Below are 19,956 nucleotides of genomic sequence, written 5' to 3'. Positions count from 1 at the left end.
CCCGGCCGGCGCATGAGGCCACCCAGCCCGGCCGGCGCTTGAGGCCACCCAGCCCGGCCGGCGCTTGAGGCCAAGCCCGGCCGGCGCTTGAGGCCAAGCCCGGCCGGCGACTGAGGCCACCCAGCCCGGCCGGCGCTTGAGGCCAAGCCCGGCCGGCGACTGAGGCCAAACCCCCCACCCTCACGTGCGCAAAAGGCCCCCCTCGGCGACCCGCAATAAGGCATCGGCCACCCGATCCGCAGCGTCACCCCTCCCCTCCAGCGCCCACCGCCGCATCGCCACACGAACCGCAACGTTCGCCGCTCCCGCCGCCAGGTCCACCGCCAACCCGTCCCCCGCCAAGCCGTCCACCCCCACGCCCACCCGCGCCGCAATCACCGGCCGCAACCGCTCCTCGCAGTCGTGGTGCACCCCCAACCACACCGCCCGCAACGCCGGATGCCCGTCCGCGGTCCGCAGCACGACCCGCAATTGCTCGTCGTCGACCCCGTCCACCTCCCGCGCATGCCGCATCGCCGCGCGATAACTGGTGGTCATCGCCTCCAGCAGCCCGACCGCCGGGTCACACGCCGCCAGCCGCTCCACCCAGTCCGCGATCCCGGCCGACAGCACCGGCGCGACGGTCTCCTCCTTGCTCCGGAAGTAGCGGTAGAAGGTCCGCAGCGCCATTCCGGATGCCTCCGCGATGTCCTCCACGGTCGTCTCGTCGAACCCACGCTCCGCGAACAGCCGGATCGCCGCCCGTGACACCTCGGTCCGGGTATCGGCCTTCCGCCGCTCCGTCAACGAAGGCCGCCCGACTCGGGCAGACCCCCCACGGCGAGCCGCACGAGGCACCTGGTCCGAACCAACCGAATCCGTACCGACCGAAGCAGCATCCATCCGTCCAGTCTAATGCCGCCCGATGAATTGATGGCACAACGTGCACGTTAGGCGTAACGTGCAAGAACGGGGGAACCAACCACCCGCCCGGAAAGAAGGCATTCGCATGAACCGCTTCGACACCCGCCGCGTCCTGGTCACCGGCGCCGGCTCCGGCATCGGCCAGGCGACGGCCCTGCGGTTGCTCCGCGAAGGCGGCCGGGTCGTCGCGGCCGACGTGGTCGCCGACGGCCTCGCCGACACCCGCGAACTCGCCACGACGGAAGGCACCGCGGAGCGCCTCACCACCCTCATCGTCGACATCGCCGACGAGACCTCCGTAGCCGAAGGCGTCCGTACCGCCGTAGCCGAACTCGGCGGCCTCGACGTCCTGGTCAACGCCGCCGGCATCCTGCGCGCCGAACACACCCACCTGACCTCGCTCGACCTGTGGAACCGGATCATCACGGTCAACCTCACCGGCACGTTCCTGGTGACGCGCGAGGCACTGCCCGCCCTCCTGGCCACCGGCAACGGCGTCGTGGTCAACTTCAGCTCGACCTCGGCGGCCTTCGCCCACCCGTACATGGCGGCTTACGCGGCCAGCAAGGGCGGCATCCAGTCCTTCACGCACGCCCTCGCCCTCGAATACGGCAAGCAGGGTCTGCGTGCCGTCAACGTCGCCCCGGGCAGCATCAAGTCCGGTATCACCGACGCGACTTCGGGCTACCTTCCGGCGGACACCGACTGGGAGCTGTTCGCCAAGCTCTCCCCCATCCTGGCCACCGAACTGGAATCCGGCGGCGCCCCGATGGCCGGCCCCGACGCCATCGCGGGCGTCATCGCCATGCTTGCCTCCGACGACGGCGCCTTCATCACCGGGACCGAAATCCGGGTAGACGGCGGAACCCACGCCTGACGCCCTCCAGCTACGCGCGCACCTCGGGCCACCGCGTACCCGGGCCCGTCCGGTTCGCAGCCACTCCCGCTTCACCATCACCAACTCCCAGCGGCTCGCTCCCCGTACCGCCGGCCGGTCCAACCAGCGGCCGGCGACACCCGGGACACCAGTGCCCGAACAGCCAACGGCCCGCCACCCCGAGGCACCCGAAATCCCGCAGCCCTGAACCCGAGGCCCGAGGCCCAAAAGCCCCCTCAGCCGTCCACGCCGACCCGACGCGCAAGAGGCGCAGGCAGCGGATACGGCTTCTCCGCCGGCAACAACCGCTGGGCCTGAGCCGCCCGCCCATCCTTGAGCAGTCCGGCCACCCGCCGCACCAACGGCGTCAGATCGGTGATGCCGACGATCCACTCGTCGTTGAAGGTACGAATCAAGTCGCGCCCGATCCCGACCTGGATGCTGTAGTGGTTCAACGCCGCGCCACGCAACGACCGTTCCGGATCCCACTGCACGTGCACCGCGGCGCCCGCCACCGATCCCTCGGTCGACACCGCCCGCCCGAGCGCGTGCTCGAACCCCGCCCGGCTGATCCGCACGGCCAACACCCGCTCCTGGCCCGCCTTCCGGCCCCAGTCACTGCGGTGCATCAACCAGCAGAACGACGGCTTGACCCACGTCATCCGCCCGAACGAGAACGGCGCCACGAACCGCCCCTCCCGCAAAGCCGGTTCGGCGATGGCCGGCGCATATGCCTGGTACACCACCAACGAAGTGGCATCGAAGTCGGCCCGAATCTGCCGCAGCATCACCATGCCGAGCCACGTTGTCAGGCACTCCGACCGCCGGGCCACGCATTTTCCGCACCACCCTCACGATGTGCCATCACTCACTACAACCTGTTGGCCGCGCCAAGTGTCGTCGTGCCGGGCGGTGGCAAGTACGCCGGACAGCAAGGCGTCTTCGTCTTCGACGCAAGCGCCCGCAGGGCCCGATGTGACGGAGGTCAGGTACGTCCTCCTCCGGACGCCGACGGCAACGCGTTCGGCCCGGCGCAGCTCGTCGCCGGCAGCTGACAGAGATCGGGGCCGCCGTCGAACCCGACGGCGGCCCCGATCCCGGCGCGGTCGCTCAGATGCCGACGTATTCGAAGACCCCGCCGTCCGGGTGCCGCAGGACCGCGCGGCGTCCGTTGGGCGTGGCCGTCGGCGGGGCGATCGACGTGGCGCCGTGGGCGATCAGGTCGGCGACTGTCGCGTCCAGGTCCTCGACGCCGAGGGTGGCGGCCACCCCGGCGAAGCGGGCCGCCACCTCGTCCGGTCCGGTGAACACCAGGAACGGCCCGGTGGAGGCCAACTCCAGCCCGGCGAAGGCGAATCGGGCCGCCGGTTCACCGCTCAGCCGCTCGTAGAACACGATCGCCGCGTCCAAGTCCGGTACGTGTCGACGCACTGTCACCGATGTGATCGTCATGTGCGCAGTCTTTCGTACCCGGTCGGAGCTCCCGCCACGGGTCACCGCGTGCCTCGCCTCGCCCCGCCCCGTCCGCCCTACGTCGAGATCGCGAGAAAGGCGGCGGCTGCGCGCCGGCCCTCGTCCCCGGACGCGCTCCGCGCCGTCAGCGGAGTATGCCGCGCTCCGCCCGCATGTGCGGCGCGACCAGGTTGCGTGGCCGGTTGTACAGGATCACCGTCGCCTCGATCACCGCGACGGCCAGCAGGACCACGACCGCGACCATCGACAGATAGCCCCAGAACGCCGCCGGGCTCTCGTCGTCCGCCGCGAACCACGGCGACACCGCGATCACGATGGACACGCACCACATCTGGATCGCCACCAGCCCCATCGCCCGAACCAACCCGCGCCGAGCCGGGTCACCCAGCGGCAACGCGCGGCACGCCGACACGATGTCGTCGGTCACACGCGCGCTGCGCCAGATGTCGCTCGTACGGTTGGTCAGGCCCACCGAGGTCATGAACGCGAAATAGGACAGCCACAACCGCATGCGTATGCACCTCGTCCCCCACCGGCCCGACCCGTGGCTCCGTGTCGCACGTGTCACCAACCATTCTCGCGCAGTGCCCTCGGGCCCCGTACAGCGGCTCGGGACAATGCGACCGCGACACATGACAAGCCGCGTGACAAACAACGTGACGAGCCGCGTGACGACCCGCCGAAATCCGACCGGGCCGGACGCAAGTACGCACCGGGGGCCCGGGCCCGCTACTCGATGACGGGATTGCGCTGCTCGCGCTCCTCGACCGTGCGCCGATGGTCCTCGACGTTGCCGGTCAGTGCCTCGGTGCGGTGGCCGCGTGCGATGTAGTCGAGCACGATCGCCTCGATCGCGTCCTGGGCGTTGCGCACGCCGGACAGGACCATGACCTCGATCACGACGTTCGCGTCCAGACTGATGTTGACCTTGGCCATCGACGACTCCCTCGACTCGACCCGCTCCGTCCGAACCCACGCCCGCCGGCGCGAGACCGGCGCACCGGTCCGCACACCGGCCCGGTCACGCGCCCGAATGCACGCACCCGTACCCGCACGCCCGACCGTCCGGGCGCCCGGCCGACCGCCGACCGCCGACCGTGCACGTGTCACCCGCGCGAGGGGACTCTATCGGCCGTTAGGGGGGTTGGCGGCGCCGACGCGACTGAATCGATCCGCCGGGGTCCATGCACCGGGCACGTGCGCTTGCACGCGGCCCCTGCCCCCGTGTCGAAGGCGAGTCGGATACCTGTGACCTCGGAAGACCCACTCGTTGTCCTCTCCGGCGTGAACAAGCACTTCGGGTCGCTGCACGTATTGCGCGACATCGACCTGACGGTGTCGCGCAACGAGGTGGTCGTCCTGATCGGCCCCTCCGGCTCCGGCAAGTCGACGCTGTGCCGCACGATCAACCGTTTGGAGACGATCGACTCCGGCAGCATCACCATCGACGGCCGGCCGTTGCCCGCCGAGGGTCGCGGACTGGCCCGGCTGCGTTCCGAAGTCGGCATGGTGTTCCAGTCGTTCAACCTCTTCGCGCACAAGACCGTGCTGGAGAACCTGACTCTGGCACAGATCAAGGTACGCAAGCGCAGCAAGGCGGAGGCGGACAAGAAGGCGCGCGAACTCCTGGACCGGGTCGGCCTGGCCGACCAGGCACCCAAGTATCCGGCGCAGCTCTCCGGCGGTCAGCAACAGCGGGTCGCCATCGCCCGATCGTTGGCGATGGACCCCAAGGTGATGCTCTTCGACGAGCCGACCTCCGCGCTCGACCCGGAGATGATCAACGAGGTCCTGGAAGTCATGCGCACGCTCGCGGTCGAGGGCATGACGATGGTCGTGGTCACCCACGAAATGGGCTTCGCCCGCTCGGCGGCCAATCGTGTGGTGTTCATGGCGGACGGTCGGATCATGGAGTCGCGCAGGCCCGAGGACTTCTTCGACCACCCGGAGACCGACCGGGCCAAGGACTTCCTGTCCAAGATCCTCAAGCACTGACGGGGGATCGCACATGCGCACCCGCACCCGCACTCGAACCCGCGCCCGCACCACTCCCGTCGCCCTCCGCAACACACCACAGACCGCGGCCCTGCTCGCCCTCCTCCTCGCCACCCTGCTGCTGGCCGCGTGCGGCAAGTCCGGCACTCCCCCGCCCAAGGGCCCCAAGGCCAAGGACCTGCCGTCCTATCAGGTCGCCACCGACGTCACCCTCGACTCGCCCACCTTCCGCGCGGCCAAGTCGCGCGGGCGACTGATCGTCGGCACCAAGGCCGACCAGCCGTATGTCGCCCAGCAGGACCCGGCCACCGGCTACTACTCGGGCTTCGACATCGAGATCGCCAAGATGATGGCCGCGTCACTGGGCTTCCCGGCGGACCGGATCGAGTTCAAGACGATCACCTCCGCCAACCGCGAGACCTCCTTGCAGAACGGCGAAGTCGACTACTACGTCGGGACGTACACGATCAACGACAACCGCAAGAAGCTGGTCGGCTTCGCCGGCCCGTACTACATGGCCGGTCAGGCGTTGCTGGTGCGCAAGAACGACAAGGACATCAACGGCCCGCAGGACCTGGCCGGCAAGAAGGTCTGTTCGGTCGCCGGCTCCACCCCGTACCAGCGCCTGGTCACCGACTACCCCAAGGCCACGGCCGTCGCCTACGACAGCTATTCGGTCTGCGTGGACAACCTGATCAGTCTCCAGGTCGACGCCGTCACCACCGACGACACCATCCTCAAGGGCTACGCCGCGAAGGTGCCCGACCAACTCCGGCTCGCCGGAGTGCCGTTCTCGAAGGAACCGTACGGAATCGGCGTGCCGCGCGGCGATCGCAACTTCCGCCTCGCGCTCGACGACGCGATCGTCGCGCACGAACAGAACGGCGACTGGAAACGCGCCTACGACTCGACCCTCGGCCTCTCCGGCGTACCGGCTCCGCAGCCGCCGCCGGTGGACCGGTACTAGCGGAAGGCGTCGACGATGAACGTCCTGCTCGACAACTTCGCCCTGTTCCGCAAGGGCTTCGTGGGTACGGTCGAACTGACCCTGGCCGCCTCGGCGATCGCACTCGTGCTCGGGGTGCTGATGGCCGGATGCCGGGTCTCCCCGGTCCGGCCGCTGCGCATCCTCGGCGGCGCGTGGGTGACCGTGCTCCGCAACACCCCGCTCACCCTGTTGTTCTTCGCGGTCGTGCTGGGTCTGCCGCGATTCGGCGTAGTGCTCCCGTTCTTCACCCTCGCGGTGCTCTCCCTGGGTTGCTACACCTCGGCGTTCATCTGCGAGGCGGTCCGCGCCGGGATCAACACGGTGCCGGTCGGTCAGGGCGAGGCGGCCCGCAGTCTGGGAATGAACTTCGGCCAGACGCTCGACCTGATCGTGTTGCCGCAGGCGCTGCGCGCGGTGATCCCGCCGGTGGGCAGCACGCTGATCGCGCTCGCCAAGAACACCGCGATCGCCGGTTCGTTCAGCGTCGTCGAACTGCTGGGCACGTACCGCACGCTCAACGAACTCGGCTACGACATCGTCGTCACGTTCATGTGGATCGCGGTCGGCTACCTGATCATCACGCTGTCCATCAGCGCCCTGTTCCGCTTCCTGGAGAAGCGCCTGGAGGTGGCCCGATGAGTACCGAGAGTTCGGCGCTGTACGACGTCCCCGGGCCCAGGGCCCTGGCCCGGCACCGCACCTACGGCTGGATCGTCACGGTGCTGTTGGTGGGTGTGCTGGCGTGGGTGGTCTACAAGCTGTTCGACACCGACCAGTTCGCCTACGACAAGTGGGCACCATTCGAATACGTGGGCGTGCAAAAGTTGTTGCTGCGCGGCCTGAGGAACACCCTTCAGATCTTCGCGTGGGCGGCGGCACTCTCGCTGGCCTTCGGCGCCGTGTTCGCGGCCGGCCGACTCTCCGACCACCGAGTGGTGCGCTGGCTGTCGGGCCTGGTGGTGGAGTTCTTCCGGGCCATGCCGGTGCTGGTGCTGATCTTCTTCATCTTCATCGCGATGAAGGTCGAACCCCGTCTGGCGTTGATCTTCGGACTGACCCTGTACAACGGATCGGTCCTGGCCGAGGTCTTCCGCGGCGGTGTCAACGCGGTCCCCAAGGGGCAGAGCGAGGCGGCCTACGCGCTGGGCATGCGCAAGACCACGGTGATGGTGAGCATCCTCATCCCACAGGCGGTCCGCACCATGCTGCCCACGATCATCAGCCAGTTGGTGGTCACGCTCAAGGACACCTCGCTGGGCTACCTGATCTCCTACGAGGAATTCCTCTACGCCGGCAAGCAGATCGCCACCAACCTCGACTACAGCCTGCCGTTCATCCCGGTGGTCATCGTGATCGCGCCGATCTACATCGGCATGTGCATGCTCCTCTCCGGTCTGGCCCGCTACCTGGAAAGCAGCGGTCGACGCCGACGCAGGACCGCCGCCGCCTGACGACGCGTCCGCCGTTCGCCGGCTTCCAGGATCTGGACGCGGTGGCCGCCGGGCGCACGTTCGATCCGAGCGCGGTCCGGCAACGCTTCGACCTGGCGGGCGACGCGCGGATCTGCGTCCCGATGACCGTCGACCTGACCACCCGCACCGCCCAGTGGACCGACCTGAACCTGTCCGGCCAGGACGGCCTGCACAACGTCTTCCGGCACACCGACCGCCTCGCCGAACTGGCCCGCGACCTGCGCATCCACTTCGCCCCGGGAGGCCGAGCCACGCTCGGCGACCTGGCCCGGATCATCGCCGCCGCGACCACCGACCGGGTGCTGATTCGCGGCCGGCGCGCCGCGGAGGTCACCGAGTACCGCCGGGACGCCGACGAGGGCGTCGACGTCTTCACGGTCCGTGTGCGCGAAGGCGTCGGCGGTACCGCGATACACCTCGACCCAGCCGAACAACTCGCCGCCGGCCGCGCGTTCGTGGCCCTGGTGCACGGCGACGTCCCGATCGCCGGTTCGGGCACCCTGTACCGCCTCTACCCGGGCCCCTCCGATACCGCACCCGTCGACATGCGCCGCTGGTCGGCCCCGGATCTTGTCTCGGCCTTCGGCCCGACGGATCAGGGCGTGTCCCGGACGTCCGGCAGCGGGACCGTGGTGAAGCTGCCCTGATCGGCGGAGCGGACCAGTACCGGCAGGTTCCGCGGGTGGATCACGGCCGCGTCGGGAGGAGGCACCCGACCGACGCGGCCGGTCCACCTCAACGCGCCGCGACCGCCCGCCGCCGGTCCCACGCGACCGCGAGATACGCGGTCGCGCCCGCGAGCGCGAACGAGAACAGTGAGGCCGAGGTCCACACCTGCGCGTGGATGTGCAGCGCGTCCTGGATGTTGCCCCAGAACGTCGCCCACCACTCGACCGAACCCGGGTTGATCAGCTGGTACATGCAAAAGCCCAGCGCCCACGGCGCGATCATCACCGCGCGGGCCGGCGCGTGGTCGCCCAGGTCCCAGCCGGACCGACCGCGCCCGGCGAACAGGTCCACCGCGAGTACGCCCAGCAGCGGGATGAAGATCGAGCCGATCAGCGACAGGAAGCTCGCGTAGGTGTCGAAGTCGTTCACCATCAGCGCGAACGCGGTGACCAGCGCGCCCACGCCCAGGCAGAGCACCCGGCGGTCCACACGCGGTGCGAGGTTCTGGATGGACATCGCGGTGCTGTAGACGTTGGCGAAGCTCTGGTCCACCTCGCGCACGACCAGGACGGCGAAGAACACCCACCCGGCGGTGACGCCCAGGAACGAGTCGAAGATCTTGTCCGGGTCGCCGCCCACCTGGGCGAGGGCGACCAGGCCGAGCAGGTAGCACCAGATGCTGGTGATCGAGAAGCCGCTCAACGCGGCCCAGAACGCGGGCTTGGTGCCGCGCGAGTGGCGGGTGTAGTCGGACGCGAGCGGGACCCAGGAGACCGCGACCGCGAGCGCCGCGTCCATCGCCGGGAAGAACCCGGACCACGAACCCTCGGTCATCGGCGGCAGGCCCTCGCGCCACAGCTGGATCGAGAAGTAGAGCATCGCGATGCCCACCGCGATCGTCACGTAGCGGCGCAGGATCCGCAGCATGCCCAACGGGCGCAGCGTCATCGCCGTGGTGACCGTGCCGGCGGCGACGATGTACAACCAGTGCGGGCCGTCGCCGTCGGTCATCGCCTCGATGCCGATCGAGATCACCAGCAGCTCGAAGGTGCCCCAGCCGATGCACTGGACGATGTTGAACACCGTCGGGACGTACGAGATCTTCGTGCCGAACAGGCCGCGCAGCACGGTCATCGCGGGCGCACCGCTGCGGGCGCCGGGGATGCCGGCGACCGCGACCATGAGCGTGCCGATCAGCGTGCCGCCGACGGCCGCGACGATCGCGGCGACCATCGACAGTTGCGGATAGCCGACCGGGGCCAGCACGTACAGGGCGCCGGAGAAGCCGAGCAGGCTCACGCCGAGGTTGGCCCAGAACGCCGCCTGGTCGCGGAATCCCAGGGTGCGGGGCGGTGCGGTATCCAGGATCAGGGGTGCCTCGGCGCCGGCGTGCGGCACCTCGGGGCGTGCGTCGTCGATGACTGGAGCCGACATGGCTCTACCTGCTCTCCCTACGCCGGCATTACCCGGTCAGGTTCAAGCGGTCGGTGGCCCCGGGCGCGCCGGCTCGACGCCGACACCCCATGCCGCCCTCTCAGCCCGGTTGGTCCGAGCTCCCGCGATGGCGTGGCGAACAGTACGCGCCTCGCGGGTCGCTTGGGAAGGCGGGGTGGGGAAACGCACGCTCGCGCTCAGCATCCCGAGTGGGTGAATCCCGCCCAGCCGGTCAGGTCGTCCGGCACGATCGCGCGGGCCCGGGCGGCCAGTTCGACCGGCATCGCGGCCGGGATGCCGCGCTTGGGGTCGCGCAGCCACAGCTGCGCGATGCGGACGGCCTGGGCCGGGGACAGGTCACGGCGGTCGAGGTAGTGGTGGGCCATGTACAGCACCAGCGCGGTAGTCGTGTCGTCCACCGGCCACAGCGTCGACACCACCGTGTGGGAGCCGGCCGTCAGGTACTCGGCGACCACCCGCCAGGTCTCGTCGTGACCGCCGGCCGGCGCGAAAGCGATCGGGTCGCCGGCGGCCCGGCCGATCTCGATCGGGTACCGCCGGGCCGGCACGCTCACCGGCCGCGCGGCGACCTCGCACAGCAAGCGCGGCGCGCCGATGTAGGAGATCTGCGCGTCCTGGAGCGCATGCCGACGGCGGCCGTCGACGAGCGCCCAGGCCGCATGCCATGGCACCATGCCGAACGGTCCGGCGGGCAGCAGGACCAGGGACGGTGCGCGGCCGAACGAGCCGGGCAGCGCGGTCAGTACCGGTTCCATCACCGCGGTCCAGGCCCATTCGCACAGCGCGTCGAGCATGTCGGCCCAGTTCTCCCGGTCGCCCTCGGCCAGGTCCAGGCCGTAGTCGAGCTCGGGCAGGTCGAGCACCCGTGTCGTGCCGTCGGCGCCGCTCAGCACCGCGGCTCCCGGTACGAGTTGCACCAGCGCATCGGTGCCGAGTCGGCCGAGAGCGGCGGCGATCTCACCGGCCGACGGCGGGTGGAGGAGGGTGCGCCACGGCGTGCCGCGCGGGTCGAGGCCGATCCGGGCCGCGGCCACCTGCGCGGCGGCCCGGAGCAGGTGGGCATCCGCCGGTGCGGCCCGGTGCGCGCGCCGGAAGCAGATCCGCGCCTGGTCCCAGGCCCGCCGATCACCGGTCGGTGCCGCGCTCGCGGCGTACCCGATGCCCGCCGCGTAGGCGAATTCCGGCCAGCGCGTATCGGCCCCGTCCAGCGCGCCGAGCGCGTCGGTCAGCAACTCGATCGCCTCCGCGAACAACTCGCGCACGGTGTCCGGACCCTCGTCCGTCGACTGCGCGCTCAGCGCCTCGGCACACCGAGCCCGACCGCGCTCGCCCCGTTCCCACGCCCGCCGCGTCTCCGCGTCGACGTCCTCCACGCTCACCCCCGCTTGCCCCCGCCGGCCGGCACCACGGTACCGGGGCGGGGAGCGGCACTCACCGATGCCGCGGTCGAGAAACCCCCGAGCCCGCCCCGGCTCCACCCCTCGTCGCGACCGTCGTCGTCGCCACCCCGCCGACAAAACCTCGCGCGGTGGAGTGCCTCGTGCCTCTTCCGTCCTGATTTACCGGCGCGTAACTTACTCGTGAGTCACCTTCAGACGCCGTCCCCGGGCGTCGCTTCACCATGCTTTCTCGTGGGTCGGGCCACGCCCCGACCATGACGTCAGGAGACCCTCATGGGTCAATTCCGCATGCGTTCACGCGCTCGTGTGCGCGCTCGTGCGGTCGCCGTCGTCTCGGCCGCGATCCTTGCCGGGACCACCCTCGGTCCCGCCGCGTCGGCCGGCACCGTCCCCACGCACATCCCGACGGCGGCCGTGCAGACCGCCGCCGGCACGTCCCCGCGCTTCGTCGACATCCCCGGCGACGGCGGCACCAAGCTCGCCGCCAATGTCGTCACGCCCACCGGCGGCGCGCCCGGCACCCACTACCCGATCGTGATTTTGCCGACCAGTTGGGCGATGCCACAGATCGAGTACGTCGTCCCCGCGCAAAAGCTCGCGGACAAGGGCTACGTCGTGATCGGCTACAACTCTCGCGGCTTCTGGCAGTCCGGTGGCGAAATCGAGACGGCCGGGCCCGAGGACATCGCCGACGCGTCCAGAGTCATCGACTGGGCCCTGGCCAACACGCCCGCCGATCCGGGTCGAATAGGCATGGCCGGCGTCTCGTACGGCGCCGGGATCAGCCTGCTCGCATCCGCGTTCGATCCCAGGATCAAGGCCGTGGTCGCGATGAGCGGCTGGGCCGACCTGATCGACTCGATCTACAGTGGCCGAACCGAACACGCCCAGGCCGCAGCGCTGTTGGGCGGCGCCGGCTTCCTCACCGGTCGACCAAGCGCCGAACTCACCGAGATCCTGAAGAACTTCCTCTCCGGCAACCTCGCCAAGGAGGCGGAGATGCTCGCGTGGGGCGCCAAGCGCTCGCCCGCGACCTACCTGGACCGGATCAACGCCAACGGCGCCGCGATCATGCTCGGCAACGCCTGGGGCGACTCGCTCTTCCCGCCGGACCAATACGCGGACTTCTATGGGAAGTTGACCGGTCCCAAGCGGCTGGAGTTCCGTCCCGGCGACCACGCCACCGCCGAGGCGGGCGGCCTGCTCGGACTGCCGAACGACATGTGGGCCGATTCGACCCGTTGGTTCGACCACCATCTCAGGGGCGTCGACAACGGCATCGACCGGGAGCAGCCCGTACAGCTCAAGCCCCGTACCGGCGACGGCGGCTACGAGGGCTACCCGAGCTGGCCGCCGGTGCCGTCCTCGACCCGCACCATCGCGCTCACCGGAACCCAGCGCATCCTGGCCAACATCGACTCCGGGGCGGACGGCGGTACGGTCTTCCTGTCCAGCATTCTCGACCAGTTCCTCCAGATCCCGCCGGTCGCCTCGATCCCGCTGCTGCCGAGGGCGTTCGCGGGCGTGTGGCAGAGCGACCGCTACGGCACACAGACGAAGGTGCGCGGTACGACGAAGCTGCACACCACGGTCACCGCATCGCACGAAAGCGGAACGATCTTCGCCTACCTGTACGACGTCGGCCCGCTGGGCATCGGCAAGTTGGTGACCCACTCGCCGCTGAGCTTCCACGGGAAGACACCGGGGGTCGCCTTCCCGGTCGACATCGACATGTACGCGACGGCCTACGACGTCCCGACGGGCCACCGCCTCGCCGTCGTGGTCGACACGGTCGATCCGCTCTACCTGGAGCACAACCCGTTCGGCGCCGGACTCGCCTTCTCGTCGCCGGCGAACGACCCGTCCACGGTGACGGTGCCGGTTCGCGACTGAGTTCGCCCGCGCAACGGCCGGTCCTCCCCGACGAAGGACCGGCCGTTGCTGTCCAGGGGGCGTCAGCAGGCGCCGGGGCCGACACCGTCGATCCGGCCACCGAAGTCGCCGAGGTAGCGCGAGCGCCAGTCGCCGTTGAACACGTCGCGCTTCTCCAGCGGGCTCCAGTTGATGAAACACGCTCTGGTGCTGGAGACGGCCGAACCGACGTGGTCGTGGAAGGCCGGCGGCATATCGCGGTAGCCGCTGCGCGAGGTCCACTCCCACGTGCTGCCGTGGAATCCTTCGCCGGTCCAGAAGCAGACCGAGCCGTCGGTGCAGGACGGCGGCGCGGCCGGCGCGGCACTCGCGCTCGACGCCGGAAGGAGGAGGGCGGTCAACGAGAGGGCGGCGCCGAGCGCCAGGGTACGCATGTGCATCGGTTCTCCACGATCGAAACGGCGACGGCGAACTACCGCGACGCCGCCATGCTCCTGACCCGACCACCGAACCCGCCAGACTTGTCGGTTGTTTCCACCCGATCGGGGACATGACCTCCCCATCCGGCCCAGTGCTCCGCATGCCTGGTCACCGTGTGGATCAGGCCGCCACGCTGCACCGATGACTATTCCCCCTGCCCACTGACCGAACTGGTCGCCCATTCGACTGACCCACCCGGCCGAAGGCCCGTCCCTCGAACCGGGATCGGGCCTCCAACCGGAGGGCGGCTATGGCTGCCGGAGTAGGTCGACAAGCGATACCCAGGCCGGGTGTGCCACGGATATCACTGGGGATCGGGGTACTTTGCTGTCCCGGATGCCCAGGGCAGAGCTGATGATCGCAACTTCGACGCAATCGTCATTTCCGGTGTAGCTGGACTTGATCCAACGAGGTTCGCGCTGAACTCGATCGACCCGCAAAGCTCCTGCCTCCATCCCGTGATCATCGCGAGCGACGCCACCTGGGACAGAGCGGTCGTGTGCAGGCGATCGAACACGGTACCGAATGCCTGTACATCGTCCAGGCTGTCGATCAGCAGCGAGCCCGTCAGTTGTTCCAGCCAGGCAACATACCGACCCCGCTTGGGTTCGAGGATCAGGCAGGGGGCGGATACCGCGAAAGGCGCCCCTGTCGGGAGCACCTGTAGCCTCACCCGCGGATGCTCGGAGGTGACCTTGATGAGGTGTCCGAGTTGATCGGCGAGAACCTGCGGGCTCCCAATGGGCTGGTACAAGGCGGGTTCGGCAACGATGAACCACGCGGGAATCTCAGCCGCGAGCAAGCGCTCCACGCGATCCATCCGCAAACGCTGCCTTTCGCGGGCGGCGGTCATGGAGAGAGTCGGGTCGTGCATCAGGATTGCGGCGAGCGCGTAGTCCGCCGTCTGTAGCTGGCCCGGGATGAACGCGGTTTGGTAACTGCGCAGACTCCGCGTCGCGCTCTCCAGTCGAATGAGCCGGTGCAGCCGCTCGGGTACATCGTTCAGGATGTCGCGCCAACCCGCGTCCATGTGATCGTCATTCGGCTCGTCCGGCGCCGCAAATCCCAGCGCCGCCAACGGCCGACCGAAGAAGTCCTCCAACACCCGCCGATAGTCCGGCGTCGGATAGGGCGGATCCGCGCTCTCCCACCGCCGGACCTGACGCACACTCACCGCCAGCCGCATGCCCATCGCAAGGGCGTGTTCCTCGAAGGCGTCGGCGAAGCCGGCCTGCGAGTGCAGGCCGAGGGTGCGTCGTGCGGTCACCAGCTTGGAGTTGGCTCCGAGTGGTCGTGCGGGCATGGCATCTCCGTTTGGTCCATCCCCACGCGCCGGCCCCGGCGTTCGCGTATGCGGGGATCGCAGTGCGGCGAATTCACCTGCACACACGGTAGCGATCCCGGCACATCACGTGTAACCGATCCGAAGACACCTCGCGCCACGAGCCCTCGCCACGACGGGACGATCAGTACCACCGGCCCGGGTGATGTCGGCCCGCGTACCTACTGTGGACGCATGAAGATCCGCCGCGTCGTACCCAGCGTCTCCGCCACCGAGCTCGCCCCCAATCGGGACTTCTACCAGGGCTTTCTCGGCTTCGAGCCGGCCATGGACGAGCCCGGGTTCCTGATGTTCCGCTCGCCGAGTAACCCGACCGCGCAGGTGATCGTGGTCACCGACGACTGCGACTGGGACGCCCAGTCCGGCCGCACGGCGATGTCGATCGAGGTCGAGGACGTCGACGCGGCCTATGCCCAGGCGCGCGATCGGGGCTACGAGATCGTCTACCCGATCACCGACGAGGCATGGGGCGTGCGCCGCTTCTTCGTCCGCGACCCCAACGGATACGTACTCAACATCAACATGCACCTCGCCGATCGCGCCTGAGCCCGCAGCCACTCGCCACCGGCACCGGCAGCCGAGCCCTCCGCGTCACCGGGTCACCACTCACCACGTCACCGATTCACCGATTCACCGGTCCCGATCGAGGCGCCCAGCGCATGGCCGCCGAAGCCGTCGTCGGCGTGCTGGGCCGCCCACCAGTCGACCATGCGCTCCGGTGTCATGACGGTCCAATCCGGGGTGTCCTCGACCATCGCGTAGCCCATCGCCCGGGCCACCCGGACCAGGTCCGCGCCCGCCGGACGCCGCTCCGCCTGATAGCGCGCCAGCACGTCGTCCCACGAGCCGTCCCGGCCCACCGCCCGGCACGCGGTCTCGAAGGCCACCGCGTCCTGGATGCCCTTGACCGCGCCGCTCGCCACGTGCGGGCGCGCGATCGCCGCCGCGTCGCCGGCCACCAACGCCCGACCGCTCGTATAGGCGTCCACCACCAGGTCGTTGATCGGCTGGATCAACGTCTCGCTCTCGGGGGTGGCGGTCACCAGGTCGGCCCAGAACGGCGGGAAGTGCTTGCGGGCCAGCGCCAACAGCGCCGGCCGCGGGTTGTCCGTGCCGCCCACGGCGCTGTACAGACCCCAGGACATGCGGTCGCCCGCACCGTCGGGTATGCGGTACATCACGCCTTGGCCGTTCGGGATGCAGACCGAGATCAGGTCGTCGAGCGGCTCGTGCTCCCACGCACAGCTCCCGCGCCACATCGTGTAGCCCGCATATTGCGGCACTGCGGCCGGGAACAGCGCGGTACGCACGGCGGAGCCGTACCCGTCCGCGCCGACCACCACGTCGTAGTGCTCCCGGGTGCCGTCCGGCAGCACCACCTCGCCGTCCGCGCCCAGGGTGACCGGCGTGCCGCCGCGATAGTCCACCTCGGCCGGCACCCGACGCCGCAGCCCCTGCCACAGCTGGCCCCAGTTGTACATCCGGAACGCGGCCGACTGGTCCCAGAGCAACCGACCCCGCGCCGAACTCCCGTCGTCGACCAGCCATTTGCGCGCGACCACGTTGCGCCACGGGGTGCTGTCGTCGATGTAGCCGGCGGCCTGGAGTTCCACGTAGCGGTCGACGTGCAGCGCGATGCCCACACCCCGATCGGCGAGTTCGCCGGTGGTGCGCTCGTACACGGTGACCTCGGCCCCGCCGCGCGCCGCCGCCAGCGCGAAGGCGCAGCCCGTGATACTTCCGCCGACCACGGCGACCCTGCCTATCGGCATGCCCATCTCCCCTTGTCCGCATCCGACTTCGTACGGATGCCCGAACGCGCTCGCGTCCGGAAGGACCCTACGGGATGTCGGCGATGATCCGATCACGGACAACGACCAGTTGGGCTCGCCGGGTTTCGTCGAACCGAATCTCGGCTTCCGCGCTGCTGTCGGCGACCGGAAGTCGACGCCGATCCTCGATCAACGCGGTCAGCCGCGGCAACGCACCGACCGCATGCCGCCCCATGTCCGCGAGCACCGGCAGTACGTGTGCGCCCACGTACTGATCACCCGCGACGGCGGACAATTCGGCAACGAGCCGATCGGCGATCCCGGCGTCCACAACGCCCCACTGTCGCCAAACAACCCCTGCCAACTCGTACTTGAGCACCGACTCGTGCTCGAACAGGGCCATCGCCTGCCGACCTTGTCGCTCCGTCAATCCGCCGCACGCCATCAGCCCGACCAGTGCCCGGCCCACCCGGCGCCGGTGCCTGGTCACGTCGATCGGCTGTTCCGCCAACCACGGCTCGACGGCGGCTCGCCCGCCGGCCGGCCGTCGCGCGGCGAAGACCGCGTGCAACTCCGGCACATCCACCTCGACCGGTGCCGACGCACCCGGTTCGCCCGACAGCGCCCGTCCGACGTCGCCCGCATCCGCCGCCCACAGGTCGCCCGCCGCCTGCCACAGGTCGCCCGACAACCGCAACACCCGCAGCGTCTGCGCGCGCAGCGCCGGGTCCGCGCCGACCGCGACCTCGGCCAGGGCGGGCAACAGCTCGACCGGGGCGGTACGCCACAACCGAATCGCCGCCGAGGCCATGTCCAGACCGACCCACCGCACACCCGGGTCGTCGACCGCGAGCAGCTGTCGCACGATGCGGTGGCACTCGTCCTCGTGATCGTCGCGAACCAACCGCCACGCCCAGGTCGAACCCCAGGAGCGGGAACCGAGCCCGACCCGACGCACCGCCGCCGGCAAGTCGGCCGAGATCGCCTCGTCCAGCGCCTGTACCCACGCCCACGGCACGCCCTCCGTGCCCAGCAGCCCCAGCGCCGCAAGCACCCGCACCGCCGGATCGCCGTCCTCCAGCAGCCTCGTGAGCACGTCCTCGAACGCGCCGGCCCGACCGATCAGTGCCGTCAGGCCGGCCACCCGCACATCCGGATCGGCCAGGCCCGGCAACCGCGCCGACACCGTCTCGACATCGTGCGTCGCCACGAACAGCGCCGCCGCCGCGACCCGCACGCCGGGCTCCGGGTCCACCAGGTACGCCGAGGTGCGATCGGCGACGACCGGCCAGGTCTGCCCGAACTCGGCCAGTGATCCCAGCAGTTCGATCGCGCCCACGCGCGCCTCGACCGTCCCCGCATCGGCGAGTGCGAGCAGCAGCCCGGTCACCGGTCCGTCCCGATCGGCGCGCACCGCCGCGAAGATCGCCGTGCGCTCCGGACCTGCCGTGGCCGCCGCACCCGAGGTCACGGCCCGTCCGATCGTCTCTTGATCCGTCATCGAGCCCGACGGTGTCACATCGAGCCGGGCGGGCGCAGCGAATTGTGCCCGCCTTCAGGGGCGCTCGGCCCACGCCCCGGTGCCGCCGCGGACTTCCTCACCTCCGGTCGCCCGGCCGGCTCGGCCGGGGCCGCGTGCCCCGATGCGGTCAGGTGCATCGTCATCCGGACCACCACACCCTCCGCGCACTCCGCGACTTCGACCTCGTCGCACAGCGCGCGGGCGATCCACAGGCCACGACCCGGGGTCTCGTGTTTGTCGGTCAGCCGCGGAAAGGCCCGCCGTCGGCAGTCGTTGTGCTCGTCGCCACTCGCGTGGATCTCACACACCACCCGCCCGGTCCGAGGCACGCAGCGCAACAGGGCCGGTTTCGAGCCGGTCGTGACCGCGCACGCGGCGATCTCGTGCACCGCCAGGACCAGACAGTCGGGGCGGTCGTCGGCGAGGCCGACCGCGTCGGCGTGCCGGCGCACCATCGTGCGCACCAGGCACAGGTCCGAGGCGCCGAACGGCAACACCTCCACCGGGCCGCCGCCGGTCCGGGCGCGATCGTGGTTCGGGCCGGTCACCGCGTTCCCCCACTGCGCTCCCCGGACGGACGGTCCCCGTCCACGACCAAGCCACCGGTGCCGCTCCAGCCGAGCAGGTCGAGCACCTTGCGGACGGCAGGCCCTGCGGCACGCAGCACCAACCGCCGGTCCGGGCCCAAGGCGGCGGCGGTCCGGTACAACGATTCCATCGCACCCAGGTCGGCGAACTCCAGCGCGGACAGGTCGACCACCAGATCGCGTCCCGACTGCGCCGCCGCGGCCCGCCGCAGCGCCTCCTCCAACAGGGTTCGGGTGGCCACGTCGGCCTCGCCGATCAGCCGCAGGCCCCTGGTCGTGTCGGTGACCTGGAGGCTGGGCGGGCGGGCTTGCCCGGTACCCGCGACGATCGGGTGCAATCGTTCCTGGGCGTCGACCTGGACCGAGCTGAACTCGCGCGGGTCGTACAGGCAAAAGCCCATCGCCCGGCGGCCGGGCAGGCCCAGGCCCGCGAGTCGTTCGAACTCGTGCAGCTCGTCGTACGCGACGCCGCCCGCCCGGCCCCATGTCATGTCTCCGCACACCCGCAGGCCCCGAAAGCCGTCCGCAAGTGCCTGCTCCACCGCCGCGAAGAATGTCTGCGCCATTCCCTCGGGCGAGAACTCGCCTTCCCACAGCGGCGTTCGGCCGATATCGACGACCACGAGCGAGCCGTCGGCCTCGCGTTCGGCCGGCCACGCGGGTCCTTCGGACAGCGTACTCATCAGCCAGGTCCGGTCCCGCCGACCGAGCAGACACAGCACCCGGTCGTCGGCGGACAGACCGTCCCGAACGTAGCTGTGCACCGCGAGCCGGACGATCTCCTCGTCGGCCGACACGAAGCAGCAGTGGCTGCCGTACGCCATCGATCCCACCGCGGCCACCGTGGCCCCGGCCTGGGAAGTGTCCATCCGCGTATGCCCCCTGATTTTGGGGCGCCTCGGGCGGACCCGGGCGCTCGTCCCGCTTCAGACCGTAGACCCACCGAGCGGTGCCACCGAGCGAAAACAGTCAAGAAAGCTTCTTTCGGGGGTATCGGCCGGCCGGCGGAGGCACAATCGTTGATTCCCGGTCACCACCTCGGCCGGTCCCGAGCGGCGGCACGGGCGTCCTTACGATCGCGATCTCGAACCCGATCGGGTGACGCCGACATCGGTTGGCCCAATACCACCCGGGTGCCAACTGTTCGGC

At 70.0% G+C, this 19,956-nt stretch carries 21 protein-coding genes, 1 pseudogene and 1 riboswitch; of the genes and pseudogenes, 8 read left to right on the top strand and 14 right to left on the bottom strand.

The annotated features are described in order from the left end of the window. Window positions 1-180: 180 nt before the first annotated feature. A complete protein-coding gene (locus ABZS54_RS24830) occupies window positions 181-786 on the bottom strand; it encodes a TetR family transcriptional regulator (RefSeq protein ID WP_355540081.1) in 606 nt (201 codons plus the stop codon). 202 nt (window positions 787-988) lie between these two features. On the opposite strand from ABZS54_RS24830, the gene ABZS54_RS24825 reads away from it, so the two are divergent. Beyond that, window positions 989-1,780, top strand: a complete 792-nt coding sequence (locus ABZS54_RS24825; RefSeq protein WP_355540078.1) for an SDR family oxidoreductase — start codon at window positions 989-991, stop codon at window positions 1,778-1,780. 236 nt (window positions 1,781-2,016) lie between these two features. On the opposite strand, the gene ABZS54_RS24820 is transcribed toward ABZS54_RS24825, so the two are convergent. The 4 genes from ABZS54_RS24820 to ABZS54_RS24805 form a co-directional block, all read right to left on the bottom strand. Continuing rightward, a complete protein-coding gene (locus tag ABZS54_RS24820; protein WP_355540075.1) occupies window positions 2,017-2,574 on the bottom strand; it encodes a DUF4291 domain-containing protein in 558 nt (185 codons plus the stop codon). Window positions 2,575-2,890: 316 nt separating this feature from the next. Beyond that, entirely contained in the window at window positions 2,891-3,232 is a 342-nt protein-coding gene (locus ABZS54_RS24815) for a VOC family protein (protein ID WP_355540072.1), read from the bottom strand. A gap of 145 nt (window positions 3,233-3,377) precedes the next feature. Then, entirely contained in the window at window positions 3,378-3,764 is a 387-nt protein-coding gene (locus ABZS54_RS24810) for a hypothetical protein (RefSeq protein ID WP_355540069.1), read from the bottom strand. Window positions 3,765-3,982: 218 nt separating this feature from the next. Further along, window positions 3,983-4,189: a DUF2191 domain-containing protein gene (locus tag ABZS54_RS24805; RefSeq protein ID WP_355540066.1), complete on the bottom strand. Its 207-nt coding sequence runs from the start codon at window positions 4,187-4,189 to the stop codon at window positions 3,983-3,985. 288 nt (window positions 4,190-4,477) lie between these two features. Between ABZS54_RS24805 and ABZS54_RS24800 the strand changes: the two genes are divergently transcribed. The 5 genes from ABZS54_RS24800 to ABZS54_RS24780 are packed head-to-tail and all read left to right on the top strand — an operon-like array spanning window position 4,478 to window position 8,355. Then, complete coding sequence (locus tag ABZS54_RS24800) at window positions 4,478-5,248, top strand: amino acid ABC transporter ATP-binding protein (protein ID WP_079026558.1); 771 nt, start codon at window positions 4,478-4,480, stop codon at window positions 5,246-5,248. A gap of 13 nt (window positions 5,249-5,261) precedes the next feature. After that, window positions 5,262-6,215, top strand: a complete 954-nt coding sequence (locus ABZS54_RS24795) for a glutamate ABC transporter substrate-binding protein (RefSeq protein ID WP_355540064.1) — start codon at window positions 5,262-5,264, stop codon at window positions 6,213-6,215. A 15-nt stretch (window positions 6,216-6,230) separates the two neighbouring features. Then, entirely contained in the window at window positions 6,231-6,875 is a 645-nt protein-coding gene (locus tag ABZS54_RS24790) for an amino acid ABC transporter permease (RefSeq protein ID WP_355540061.1), read from the top strand. After that, window positions 6,872-7,687 (top strand): amino acid ABC transporter permease, encoded by an 816-nt coding sequence (locus tag ABZS54_RS24785; RefSeq protein WP_355540058.1) that lies wholly within the window; start codon window positions 6,872-6,874, stop codon window positions 7,685-7,687. The genes ABZS54_RS24790 and ABZS54_RS24785 overlap by 4 nt, the downstream gene beginning before the upstream one ends. Window positions 7,688-7,728: 41 nt before the next feature. Continuing rightward, a complete protein-coding gene (locus ABZS54_RS24780) occupies window positions 7,729-8,355 on the top strand; it encodes a hypothetical protein (RefSeq protein ID WP_355540055.1) in 627 nt (208 codons plus the stop codon). A gap of 88 nt (window positions 8,356-8,443) precedes the next feature. Here the strand turns inward: ABZS54_RS24780 and ABZS54_RS24775 are convergent, their stop codons facing one another. After that, window positions 8,444-9,811, bottom strand: a complete 1,368-nt coding sequence (locus ABZS54_RS24775) for a cytosine permease (protein WP_355540052.1) — start codon at window positions 9,809-9,811, stop codon at window positions 8,444-8,446. Beyond that, a riboswitch (TPP riboswitch) is annotated at window positions 9,807-9,947 on the bottom strand. (Overlaps the previous gene by 5 nt.) A gap of 61 nt (window positions 9,948-10,008) precedes the next feature. Continuing rightward, window positions 10,009-11,211, bottom strand: a complete 1,203-nt coding sequence (locus tag ABZS54_RS24770; protein WP_355540049.1) for a CHAT domain-containing protein — start codon at window positions 11,209-11,211, stop codon at window positions 10,009-10,011. Between the two features lie 294 nt (window positions 11,212-11,505). Here ABZS54_RS24770 and ABZS54_RS24765 point away from each other — a divergent pair, with 294 nt between their 5' ends. Continuing rightward, window positions 11,506-13,125, top strand: coding sequence for an alpha/beta fold hydrolase (locus ABZS54_RS24765; RefSeq protein ID WP_355540046.1), 1,620 nt, complete (start codon window positions 11,506-11,508; stop codon window positions 13,123-13,125). Window positions 13,126-13,187: 62 nt separating this feature from the next. Here the strand turns inward: ABZS54_RS24765 and ABZS54_RS24760 are convergent, their stop codons facing one another. From ABZS54_RS24760 to ABZS54_RS24750, 3 genes and pseudogenes are all read right to left on the bottom strand, one after another. Further along, window positions 13,188-13,544: a peptidase inhibitor family I36 protein gene (locus ABZS54_RS24760; protein ID WP_355540043.1), complete on the bottom strand. Its 357-nt coding sequence runs from the start codon at window positions 13,542-13,544 to the stop codon at window positions 13,188-13,190. Window positions 13,545-13,832: 288 nt separating this feature from the next. Further along, window positions 13,833-14,039, bottom strand: coding sequence for a DUF397 domain-containing protein (locus tag ABZS54_RS24755; protein ID WP_355540040.1), 207 nt, complete (start codon window positions 14,037-14,039; stop codon window positions 13,833-13,835). Between the two features lie 14 nt (window positions 14,040-14,053). Beyond that, window positions 14,054-14,614, bottom strand: a pseudogene (locus tag ABZS54_RS24750) (DUF5753 domain-containing protein); the annotation flags it as partial. 486 nt (window positions 14,615-15,100) lie between these two features. On the opposite strand from ABZS54_RS24750, the gene ABZS54_RS24745 reads away from it, so the two are divergent. Then, window positions 15,101-15,472, top strand: coding sequence for a VOC family protein (locus ABZS54_RS24745; RefSeq protein ID WP_355540037.1), 372 nt, complete (start codon window positions 15,101-15,103; stop codon window positions 15,470-15,472). 68 nt (window positions 15,473-15,540) lie between these two features. Here ABZS54_RS24745 and ABZS54_RS24740 read toward each other — a convergent pair whose 3' ends face one another. The 4 genes from ABZS54_RS24740 to ABZS54_RS24725 all read right to left on the bottom strand — a co-directional run bounded on the left by ABZS54_RS24740 (window position 15,541) and on the right by ABZS54_RS24725 (window position 19,676). After that, complete coding sequence (locus ABZS54_RS24740; RefSeq protein WP_355540034.1) at window positions 15,541-16,698, bottom strand: FAD-dependent monooxygenase; 1,158 nt, start codon at window positions 16,696-16,698, stop codon at window positions 15,541-15,543. A 67-nt stretch (window positions 16,699-16,765) separates the two neighbouring features. Next, on the bottom strand, window positions 16,766-18,199 hold the full coding sequence (locus tag ABZS54_RS24735; RefSeq protein ID WP_355540032.1) for a hypothetical protein: 1,434 nt from the start codon (window positions 18,197-18,199) through the stop codon (window positions 16,766-16,768). Window positions 18,200-18,213: 14 nt separating this feature from the next. Next, complete coding sequence (locus ABZS54_RS24730; RefSeq protein WP_355540029.1) at window positions 18,214-18,768, bottom strand: ATP-binding protein; 555 nt, start codon at window positions 18,766-18,768, stop codon at window positions 18,214-18,216. Further along, window positions 18,765-19,676: an MEDS domain-containing protein gene (locus tag ABZS54_RS24725; protein WP_355540026.1), complete on the bottom strand. Its 912-nt coding sequence runs from the start codon at window positions 19,674-19,676 to the stop codon at window positions 18,765-18,767. Before ABZS54_RS24725 ends, ABZS54_RS24730 begins: the two co-directional genes overlap by 4 nt. Between the last annotated feature and the right edge of the window lie 280 nt (window positions 19,677-19,956).

The organism is Embleya sp. NPDC005575, from assembly GCF_040605455.1.
Lineage (GTDB): Bacteria > Actinomycetota > Actinomycetes > Streptomycetales > Streptomycetaceae > Embleya.
The sequence above is the reverse complement of the archived record's forward strand: the minus strand, read 5'-3'. Positions and strand labels throughout refer to the sequence as shown.